Genomic DNA, 10838 nt, shown 5'->3' with positions numbered 1-10838 from the left:
ATCTGCTTGTATTATCCGATTCAGGGAATGGATACTTAAAAGATCTTTTACAAGAATATGATCGTGAGACAGGAAAAATTGTAAAGGAGTTAAATTTACGTCCGCTGTTCAAGAAGTCTGGGTATGTTAACAAAGCAGACTGGGCACATACAAATACTCTTTCTTATGATAAAGAAACAGATTCCATTATTGTCAATCCCAGAAATCTGCATTCTGCAGTTAAAATTAACTGGAGCACAGACGAAATAGAATGGATTTTAGGGGATCCGAAATTCTGGGAAGGTACGGGATTAGAAGATAAGGTTCTGCAGCCTGAGGGTGATATTCAATGGCATTATCAGCCACATACGGTGTATCAGCTGGAGGAAGATATAGACAATGATCCGAATACTATACATGTAATGCTGTTTGATAATCACAATGATAAGAACCGAAAAGTGGAAGGCTTTGAAAAGACAGGCAATTCATATGTAAAATTATATACCATTGATCCGGAAAAGATGACAGTTAAACAGGATCATATTTACGAATGTGACTATTCACCGGTTACATCAAATTACCTATTAGATTATGAAAATAAAAGGGTGTTTGCGGCGTCTGCATATTCAGGTAGTAAAAAGACAGGGCTTTATGGAACTGTTACAGAGTATGATTTTGATAGTGAAGAAGTATTAAACCAATATAAAATTAATCATAATTATTATCGGGCATATAATATAGATTTGGATTTTAGCAGTTGTTTGCAGAAAGTTAATGTCGAGGACACATACTTAAAGGGGCAGATGAGATTCCCGGTTAAAGTAGATGCGAAAGTGGATAAACCCAAAAGAAATTTAAAGGCCGATTCAAAAGCGCAGATCAGTATGGCGATGTTAAAAGATTTATTGTTGTTTACAGCTAAAAATCATAGTTATACACAAGTTATATTTTCCGGTCAAAATAACACATATATCTATGATATTTCAGATATAAAGGTAAGATTTGAGTATTCCTTTGTTTATGCAATACCCATCCCGTTAACAGAATTTGCAGATGATACATATAACATATATATTATGTGCCAGGATGAGTATTTTAATTTAAATCAGTCCATAACTATTTCTTAGCAGGAGGAGAAAATGAAAAGAAAATTAGTAATGTTGGGGATATTAACAGGGGCATTGTGCCTGACAACAGCCTGCAGCAGCAAAAGTACACCTACTCAGGAGACACCGGCTGCGGCGGAAACACAGGAGTCCAAAACAACGGAAGCAACACAGACGGAAACGACTCAGACAGATACTGCAGCGGCAACGGAGAAGGACAGCGAAGCGGAGACTGAGGTGAAAGAATCATCGGATTTACAAACAGTTGCGTTAGTGGACAATCTGGCTGAACAGGCAAAGGTTGACGAGCAGCTTATGGCGGAAGTACAGAACGGCTATACCATTGAAGAACCTTTTGTTGTGGTTAATCCCTATGGAAACGCTCCGTTAACGGCTGTGGCTATCTTTAATACGGAAGAAGCTACCGGAGTAAAACTTTTAGTAAAGGGAGATCAGGAGCAGGATAATATAGAAGGAACCTTTGGAAAAGAGACTACTCATATTATACCCATCTATGGACTGTATGCCGGAAGGGATAATGAGGTTACGCTTACCCTGGATGATGGAACAGAGAAAACCCTGACAGTTACAACAGAAGCGTTAGAAACTTCTATCGGAAACAAGGCAGAAGTAACAACACTGGATGATACGGCTTATGATTTTTCAAAGCTTACCTTTGCATCCGGCGGCGGAGCGAATGAAATCGCAGCATATGACAGCAAAGGTGATATCAGATGGTATATGAAGATTTCCGGGCTTCCGTTTAAGCAGCTTTCCAATGGGCATTTTATGGCGCTGACGGACACCCTGATTCATCCGTTATACTATATGTCCGGACTCACAGAATTTGATCTGTCAGGAAAAATCTATAATGAATATAGTATCCCGGGCGGATCCCATCATGCAATGTTTGAAATGTCAAACGGCAATCTGCTGGTTGGAAGCTGTAGTACGGATTTTTCCAAAGTGGAAGACCGGATTGTAGAGTTAGACAGAACCACTGGAGAAGTGGTATGGGAACTTCAGCTGGAAGATATTCTGAATCCGGAAGACGGCGGTTCCTTGAACCGGACAGAAGAAGACTGGTTCCATAATAACGCGCTGTGGTATGACGAGGCAACCGATACCATTTTACTATCCGGACGTCACGTAGATGCAGTAATCGGTGTAAATAAAACCGATAAAACGTTAAGCTGGGTTATGGGTAATCCCGATGGCTGGACTACGGTTGACTCCAAATACTTCTTTACACCAGTAGGAGAAAACTTTGAATGGCAGTATGCACAGCATAATGTTACCATGCTTCCAAATGTAGATGTAATGGTATTTGATAACGGTGATTCCAGTTCTAAGGCAACGAATCCGGATGCGGCTGTATCTGGTGACCAGGTATATTCCAGAGCAGTTGTATATCGCTTGAACACGGCGGATATGACAATTGAACAGGTTTGGGAATATGGAAAGGAAAGAGGTGCTGAGTGGTATTCTTCCTTTATCAGCGGTGCTGATTATATCGGAGAGAACGATTACTGGATAACATCGGGTGGAAATATGTTTGACACCAAAAATAATACTTATGATGTATCTCCTATGAATCAGCTCTCTGGAAATGTTACAAAACAGGCATACATCAATGAGGTAAAGGATAATAAGCTGGTATTTGAAATGGTAATACCAGGTCTTGTTTACCGAAGTATCAGAGTTTCCATGTATCAGGAAAACAACCCATATCTGGATCTGACTGCGAAGGGACAGTGGCTTGGAGATCTGGGTGTTACCCAGACTGCAGAGCAGGAAGTCAATTGTGAAGATGCAGTGGCAGGAGATGCATCCTGGAGCATTGTTCAGAAACCTTTTGGTATGATGTTCAGTGGAATTCTGACCAGTAAAAATGAAGAAGTTCAACCTGGCTTTGTAGTATTGAAAGACGAAGAAGGAAATCAGAAGGTATATACTTTAGGACAGATGCCTGTAAAGCAGGATGATGGTTCTACACTTTTAAATATGTCTGCAACAGTTTCCGGGAAAGGGCTGGAAGGCAAGACATATCATGTCTATATTCAGACGGATGGCAATGTATACGATACTGGATACCAGGTGAAATTTTAGTATGAAGCAGACAAAGAGTATATGCCTACTTTAGGTAATATACTCTTTGCTATTTTTATGGGGTGAAAACGATGAAGCATAAATTTATCAGAAATAAGCTGTGTATCATTACCGTAGTAGCTGCATTAGGCATTTCCGGCTGCTCCACTGCAAAAAGGGACAGCAAAGCGTCAGATAAGGCGGGACAGCAGGAGAACAACCGAAGGGGAATATACAGATGAACAAAAAGAGCAGTTCATTGACACGAGAACCAATAAAAAAGAAAAAGGTCCCCAGCTGGTAAAGTATAAAATTGATAAACAGGAAATCACGCTGATCCAGGGAAACGATAAAACCGGGGAAAACATAACAACAGATATTCCGTTGGTCATGAGTCTGGAAGAAAATACATATCAGGTTGATCTAATGATTCAGGACGAACTTGAGTCCGGTAACTATACATTTGAAGAACCTTTCGTTGTCCAGAATCCTTATCAGAATGCACCACTCACTGCTTTGGTGGTTTACACCGGAGACCAGGAGGCTTCGGTAAGGGTTACGGTGAAAGGAAAAGACGAAGAAAATAATATCGTTGATACTTTAGACGCAGCTACTCAGCATAAAGTACCCATTGTCGGCTTGTACGCAGATACGGATAATGAGGTACTGCTGGAAGAACTGGATGCTGACGGCAAGGTAATAAAATCAAACACAATTAATATAGAAACGGAATCTCTTCCTGATGAACTTAAGGATGTCGTGAAATTAGAAGAAAAGATGACTGTTTCTGCAATGGGATTAATGATTGTAACGGGGGGAGCAGCACCTTACCTCTATGGTTTTGATTCCAATGGGGATATCAGGTGGTACCTTCTGAATAAGCCGGGTGCTACTTTTGGAGGATATCCCCTTACCAATGGACATTTTCTGATCGAATCAGAAGATACGTTAATGCCCACTTGCGGTAAGCCAAGATCGGCACAGTTCCATGAAATTGATCTAACAGGAAGGGTATACCAGGACTATTTCTTTAATTCAGGCTCACATCATGAGATTAAAGAAAAAGAAACGGATGGCAATTTACTTGTATTATCTGATTCCGGGGCGGGTTATGTACAGGATTTACTTCAGGAGTATGACAGAAAAACAGGGGAGATCGTAAAAGAACTGGACTTAAAAGAACTGTTTAAAGATAGCGGATATGTCAGTAAATCTGACTGGGCCCATACCAATACGTTTTCTTATGACGATAAAACAGATTCTGTAATCGTAAATCCCAGGAATCTTCATTCTGCGATAAAGATTAACTGGAGCACAAATGAAATTGAATGGATTCTTGGGAACCCCAGATTCTGGGAAGGAACCGGTCTGGAAGATAAGGTATTGCAGACGGAGGGAGATATTCAGTGGCACTATCAGCCACATACAGTCTACCAGTTGGATGAAGACCTGGACGGAAATCCAGATACAATTCATGTGATGATGTTTGATAATCATAATGCTTCGAATCGAAATGTAGATTATTTTGATGATACCGGTTTTTCTTATGTAAAATCATATACTATAGATCCTCAGAAAATGACGGTTGTGCAGGATCACGTGTACGAATGTGACTATTCTAATGTGACCTCTAATTTTCTGTTTGACGGGGCCATGAGCCGTGTATTTGCTGTATGTGCACATACTGGGAATTCGGACAGCGGCTTCTATGGAAGGGTCATAGAATATGATTATGAAAGCGGAGAAAAGTTGAATCAGTACTATATTGACCACAACTTCTATCGAAGCTATTCCATAAAAGTTGATTTAAACAGTTGTATTGACGATGTAAATGTAACGGATTTTTATTTAAAAGGAACCCTTCGAATACCGGTAGAAGTAAACGAGAAGGCAGAACCACCCACAGACATCCTTTCATCCGATGAAATGAAAGAGATGAGTGTCGCCCTCTATAAAGATATTCTGCTGTTCAGAGCCCGGAATCATGCTTTTACCCAGGTTATTTTGGCCGGAAAAGATCAGACATACGTTTATGACATTTCCGATCTGAAAACCAAGTCAGAGACTGACTTTGTGTATTCCGTTCCAATTCCTCTGGGTAAGCTGGCGCCCGATGAATATGAGATTTATGTCATGTGGCAGGAGCGGTATGTATCAATTGATCAGTCATTTACTATAAAATAACTAAGAAAGGGAAACTTAACTAAAGGGTTTCCCTTTCTTTTTATCATTTTTCCCAAAACTTCATCCCTTCTTCATAAGGAATCGTAAATTCAATTATACCACTGGAATAGGGAGCAATGTCATATTGCTGAAAATAGATTACAATACCTTCCGGCGTTAAATAAAAATTATCCGGAGAGAAGGAGATCGCTACATTTTGTTCGTGATTTTTGAAATAATCCGGATGGGAAACAGAACTTTCCAACTGCTTGCTGATCATTTCATTGATCCGGTTACGAACATAGCTTTTATAATCGCTTCCCGGTTCAAAGAAATCCTTCAGGTGGATCAAATGTCCGGTATTTAAGTTCCAGGTGTTGGAGTAGCGCAGAGTAGAACCGTGAGCTCCGCCGGTAAACATATAATGATCAAAATAGAGACTCAGAATACAGTCTTCATTGAATGTTACTTTATACCGGATATCTACCTCGTCCGGAAGAAAAGGGTATCCGTGTGTCTTTGTGTACTGCAGCTGCATTGAGGCTTCCTTAAACAAATTGGTGCGGCACTCATTTTCATAGACACTGGCCCTTGTTACATAATATTTATTAATTTTGATGAGCGCTTCATTGTTACATCCGTTTTTTAGCTGCGGGTAATTAATTGTATAAGATAGAACAGGAGTATTTTCAAAATATAGGGTATCTTCCAGTAAAAAGTCTTCCACAGTAACCATTTTTCCAACTCATTCATTTTTTTCTATTATATGAGAAAATATAGCTTTTGATAAAAATTCAGGGACATTCCAGTAGAAAAGAATGGAAACTTTCGAATAGAGTAACCGGATTTAGGGCCCCAAATTTGATTGAAACGCTGGAATCCACAGATAAAAACAGGACAGGGAGCAGATTTTACAAAGATTTTACACTACATTTTCTCTGATTCATGTAAAATACAGACAGGCAGGAAAATATATTTAAGATATTCAACCATGGAATATTGTAGTTTTTCTACAAAGTCCAGAGCGTGCTTAAAATTCATTTCTGCTACTGCAGCCTCACTTTGCGGCAGATGTGCCCCAAATTCAGAATACGTATTTTACGACGAGGTTTATTATGCGGGACAAATCTCCCACAGATTGTGATATGCATCTTGTGATAGGTATGAGTCAGAAAGCAATTTTAAAATACACTCCAGGAAGAAGGTATCAGTATGCGTTTAGAAGAAACAATCAGTTTTCGTATTGAAGAGGTGTATGCATCTCTGCGGACATCAGAGAAGCGGACGGCAGATTATGTATTAGGGTCATTAGACCGGGTTGGAAAAATGTCTCTTACAGATTTGTCAAAAAATGCGGGGGTAAGCCAGCCCACGATTCTGCGTTTTGTGAAAGCTTTGGGATTTAATGGATTCCGGGAATTTAAGTATGCCGTTGTGGAAGAGATGGCACAGGATGTGAAGGCGCCGTCAGACGGGATATCAGCCATGTACGGGTATCGGCTGAATGCGTCTGATTCTGTGGATAAGGTTCCGGCAAAAACAATCGCTACCACGATCAAGGTGATGGAAAATACGCTGAAATGTATATCAACAGCAAAATACAGCCAGGTGGTGGACCTTATCGCCAATGCAGACTTAATAGATGTCTACGGCGTGGAAAATTCAGGAACCACCGTCAGTGACCTGTATACAAAGCTTCTCTATTTGGGGTTGAAATGCCGCAGCTTTAACGACTATTATCTGCAGAGAATCTGTGCCAGCAACTTAACCCAAAAAGACGTGGCAATTGGAATCTCTTATTCCGGCAGTTCCAAAGATACGGTAGATGTTATGCGGATCGCAAAAAAAAGCGGGGCAAAGACCATCGTCATCACTAACTTTGAAAATGCCCTGATCAGTAAATATGCGGATATTACCCTGTGCACCACCCATGATCAGTTACTATATGGAGATGCCATCTTTTCCAGGGCGTCCCAGCTGGCATTGGTGGATATGATTTATCTTGGAATAATTTTAAGCGATTATGATAAATATGCCAGACAGCTGGATAAGAGCGGACGCATTATTCGTGATAAAGCCTATGATGCGTAAATCAGATACCGTCAGGTGCCGGTAAACATTCTTGAAATCTCCGGGATAGTTTCGGAAAGCCTCTGTGAAAAACAAGTTGAAGCATAAATTAGGAACTGTGATTTTTGTAGAAAAACTACAAAGATATGGTTCCTTTTTTGTACCTATTTTACAATAACTTTACAAAGAATTGAACTGGATTTTATTGTTATTTGGCGAGTGCATTGCTATAATGGCGGTGTTCAAAGGAAATCAGTGTTGAAAAGTAAAGGAGTATTGTAATGTTAAAATTAGATCAGGTAAATAAGTCCTATGATGGAGTCAGTATTTTGAAGGATATCAGTTTAGAAATAGAGGATGGCCAGATTGTTTCAATCCTGGGACCGTCCGGATGCGGAAAAACAACGCTTTTAAATTTAATTCTGGGAATTACCGATGTGGATAACGGAAGAATTATTTTTAACGATGTGGACATTACCTATGTACCGATGGAAGAGCGCGGATTCAATATTGTATTTCAGGATTATGCGCTGTTCCCCAACCTGAATGTATATAAGAACATTACATACGGTTTAAAAAATAAGCCGCTGATCGCTTCTAAAAATGAAGTGGAGGAATTAATCGACCTGCTGGGGCTCAGGGAGCATCTGTCAAAGAAGATTGATCAGCTCTCAGGCGGTCAGAAACAGAGGGTGGCTCTGGCGAGGACCATGGTAATGAAACCAAAGATTCTGTTACTGGATGAGCCGCTGAGTGCCTTAGACGGGGTAATTAAGGAATCCATTAAGGAAAGAATCAAAACCATTGCAAAAGAATACCATCTTACAACGATTATCGTAACCCATGATCCGGAAGAAGCGCTGACATTGTCAGACCGTGTACTGATCGTGAATGAAGGCGGTATTTCCCAGTATGGCAAACCGGAGGATATTATTCAGAAACCGGAAAATGATTTTGTGAAAAACTTCATATTAAATCAGTTAGAAATTAAGAGAAATAATATTTTTACTTTATTCCAAATGCCGGGTAAAAACAATTTCGTTTCACAGGCGGTATAGGGTTATGAAAAAGAATAAAGAAGTTAAAGTTGTATTTATTCTGCTGGCACTGCTTTTTGTGATCTTTCTGGCAGTACCGGTTGTACAGCTTTTATTAAAGTCCATCCTGGGCGGTTCCGGTATCAGCCTGGAATATTATAAGGCAGTGTTTACCGGCAGGGGATTTGGAAAAGCCGTGGGAAACAGCTTTTTGATTGCGGGAGTCAGTGCTTCTGTCACAACGCTGCTGGCATTTTTTATGGCATATACCATTCACTATACCAATATTGCATCATTTTATAAGAAAATTATTAGAGGAGTAGCAGTTTTACCCATGCTACTGCCGACGATTACATACGGATTTGCCATTATCTATTCGTTTGGTAAACAGGGACTTCTCACTAAACTGTTTGGAACACAGCTATTTGAAATATATGGATTTAACGGACTTCTGTTAGGATATGTGATATATACACTTCCCATTTCTTTTATGCTGATTGACAATACGATGCGGTTTATAGATAAAAAATATATGATAGTATCCAGAATCATGGGTGACAATGGTCTGTCCACCTTTTGGATTACGGTTGTAAGGCCATTGCTTGGGACTTTGGCGGCATCTTTTATCCAGTCGTTTTTCCTTTGTTTTACGGATTTTGGAATACCGGCATCGGTAGGCGGGGAATTTGATGTAATCGCAAGTGTGCTGTATAACCAGATGCTTGGAAGCATTCCGGATTTCAACAAAGGAGCAGTAGTTGCGGTAGTGATGCTGGTTCCTTCCATTGTCAGTATCCTGGTTCTGCATTATTTGGAAAAATATAATGTCCGGTACAATAAAATATCTGCAATTGAGATTAAAAGAAACATAAAGCGGGATGCAGCATGCGGAATTATCAGCGGAATCTTTATGCTCTGCATTGTATCCATATTCCTGGTAATATTTATCGTTCCATTCGTGGAAGAATGGCCTTATAATATACAGTTTACACTGAAAAATATTCAGAATGTTCTGTCAGATCCAAATCTGTCGAATGTATATACGAATTCTTTATTTGTAGCTGTGATTACAGCAGTCTGCGGGACACTGACAGCCTATGGGGCTGCACTGGTTACAGCCAGGAGTACCATTAACAACAAATTAAAAAGCGTAATCGAGAGCATAGCCCTCATTACAAATACCATTCCCGGGATGGTTTTGGGCCTTGCATTTCTGTTTGCATTTTCAGGAAGCAGCCTGCAGAATACATTTTTTATCATTATAATTTGTAACATCGTTCATTTCTTCTCCACACCCTACTTAATGATGAAGAATTCTCTGACAAAAATGAATGCCTCCTGGGAAACAACTGCGAAACTCATGGGCGATAACTGGATTAAAACGGTCATCCGGATTGTAACGCCCAATGCAGTTTCCACAATACTGGAAGTTTTCAGTTACTATTTTATTAATGCCATGGTGACAATCAGTGCGGTTATTTTTATTGCTGGAGCCCGGACGATGGTAATCACCACTAAAATCAAAGAATTACAGCACTATGCAAAATTTAATGAAATCTTTGTACTTTCGCTGTTAATTTTATTTACCAATATTGTTGGAAAAATTTTATTTAAGTGGCTTGCTAGTGCTACATCCAGTCAGAAATCATAGCAGCATTGCTGCTGCTATGGTTTCTGGAAGGATGGAGTACTGGTCGCAAACAAAGAAATTCTAAAGGAGAATAATATTATGAAAAGATGGAAAAGAGCAACAGCTGCACTAATGGCAGGAGTAATTCTGGCATCGGGAACCTTAATGGCAGGGTGCGGTAAGAAGAATGATCAGGTAATTATTTATTCCAATGCGGATGATGAGGCTATGACAGCTATGAAAAACGCCCTGGATAACAACGGATTCAAAGACAAATACATACTGCAGTCATTTGGAACATCCGAACTTGGAGGTAAGCTTCTGGCAGAAGGAACCAATATAGAAGCAGATTTAATAACCATGAGTTCTTTCTACATTGACAGTGCACAACAGCAAAACAGCATGTTCAAAGATCTGACATTTGACCATAAGACATTAACCGAGTACCCTTCCTATTATACCCCTATTACAGCTCAGGAAGGTGCGATCATCGTAAATGCGGAATTGATGAAAGAAAAAAATCTTCCCATGCCAAAGTCCTTAAAAGACCTTGCAGATCCCCAGTATAAGGATATGGTTTCGGTAACGGATATCATGTCATCTTCCACCGCATGGCTGCTGATCCAGGCGCTGGTATCGGCATATGGTGAAGATGGGGCAAAAGATGTGCTGACTAAGATTTACGAAAATGCGGGACCTCATATTGAAGACTCCGGTTCAGGACCAATCAAAAAAGTGCGTGCAGGTGAAGTCGCTATTGGATTT

9 protein-coding genes are annotated in these 10838 nt (G+C 40.0%); 8 read left to right on the top strand and 1 reads right to left on the bottom strand.

Going from position 1 to position 10838, the window contains the following annotated elements:
• The 4 genes from ACH2DQ_RS07975 to ACH2DQ_RS07960 all read left to right on the top strand — a co-directional run.
• Positions 1-1106 (top strand): aryl-sulfate sulfotransferase (locus ACH2DQ_RS07975; protein ID WP_395026277.1); only part of this gene is annotated, 1106 nt, incomplete at its 5' end.
• Between the two features lie 12 nt (positions 1107-1118).
• Positions 1119-3194, top strand: coding sequence for an aryl-sulfate sulfotransferase (locus ACH2DQ_RS07970; protein WP_395026275.1), 2076 nt, complete (start codon positions 1119-1121; stop codon positions 3192-3194).
• Positions 3195-3265: 71 nt separating this feature from the next.
• Entirely contained in the window at positions 3266-3415 is a 150-nt protein-coding gene (locus tag ACH2DQ_RS07965) for a hypothetical protein (RefSeq protein ID WP_395026273.1), read from the top strand.
• A 184-nt stretch (positions 3416-3599) separates the two neighbouring features.
• Positions 3600-5357: an aryl-sulfate sulfotransferase gene (locus ACH2DQ_RS07960; RefSeq protein WP_395026271.1), complete on the top strand. Its 1758-nt coding sequence runs from the start codon at positions 3600-3602 to the stop codon at positions 5355-5357.
• 43 nt (positions 5358-5400) lie between these two features.
• Here ACH2DQ_RS07960 and ACH2DQ_RS07955 read toward each other — a convergent pair whose 3' ends face one another.
• Positions 5401-6072: a DUF3298 and DUF4163 domain-containing protein gene (locus ACH2DQ_RS07955; RefSeq protein ID WP_394912505.1), complete on the bottom strand. Its 672-nt coding sequence runs from the start codon at positions 6070-6072 to the stop codon at positions 5401-5403.
• A gap of 476 nt (positions 6073-6548) precedes the next feature.
• On the opposite strand from ACH2DQ_RS07955, the gene ACH2DQ_RS07950 reads away from it, so the two are divergent.
• The 4 genes from ACH2DQ_RS07950 to ACH2DQ_RS07935 form a co-directional block, all read left to right on the top strand.
• Positions 6549-7427, top strand: coding sequence for a MurR/RpiR family transcriptional regulator (locus ACH2DQ_RS07950; protein ID WP_394912504.1), 879 nt, complete (start codon positions 6549-6551; stop codon positions 7425-7427).
• A gap of 260 nt (positions 7428-7687) precedes the next feature.
• The gene (locus ACH2DQ_RS07945; protein WP_394912503.1) at positions 7688-8464 is read left to right on the top strand and encodes an ABC transporter ATP-binding protein; all 777 of its coding nucleotides are present in this window, start codon (positions 7688-7690) and stop codon (positions 8462-8464) included.
• Between the two features lie 4 nt (positions 8465-8468).
• Entirely contained in the window at positions 8469-10094 is a 1626-nt protein-coding gene (locus tag ACH2DQ_RS07940) for an ABC transporter permease subunit (protein WP_394912502.1), read from the top strand.
• A gap of 78 nt (positions 10095-10172) precedes the next feature.
• Positions 10173-10838: ABC transporter substrate-binding protein (locus ACH2DQ_RS07935; RefSeq protein ID WP_395026267.1), on the top strand; the 666-nt coding region annotated here is incomplete at its 3' end.

The organism is Robinsoniella sp. (assembly GCF_034124845.1).
Note: the sequence above shows the minus strand (reverse complement) of the source record. Positions and strands in the feature narration are given on the sequence as shown.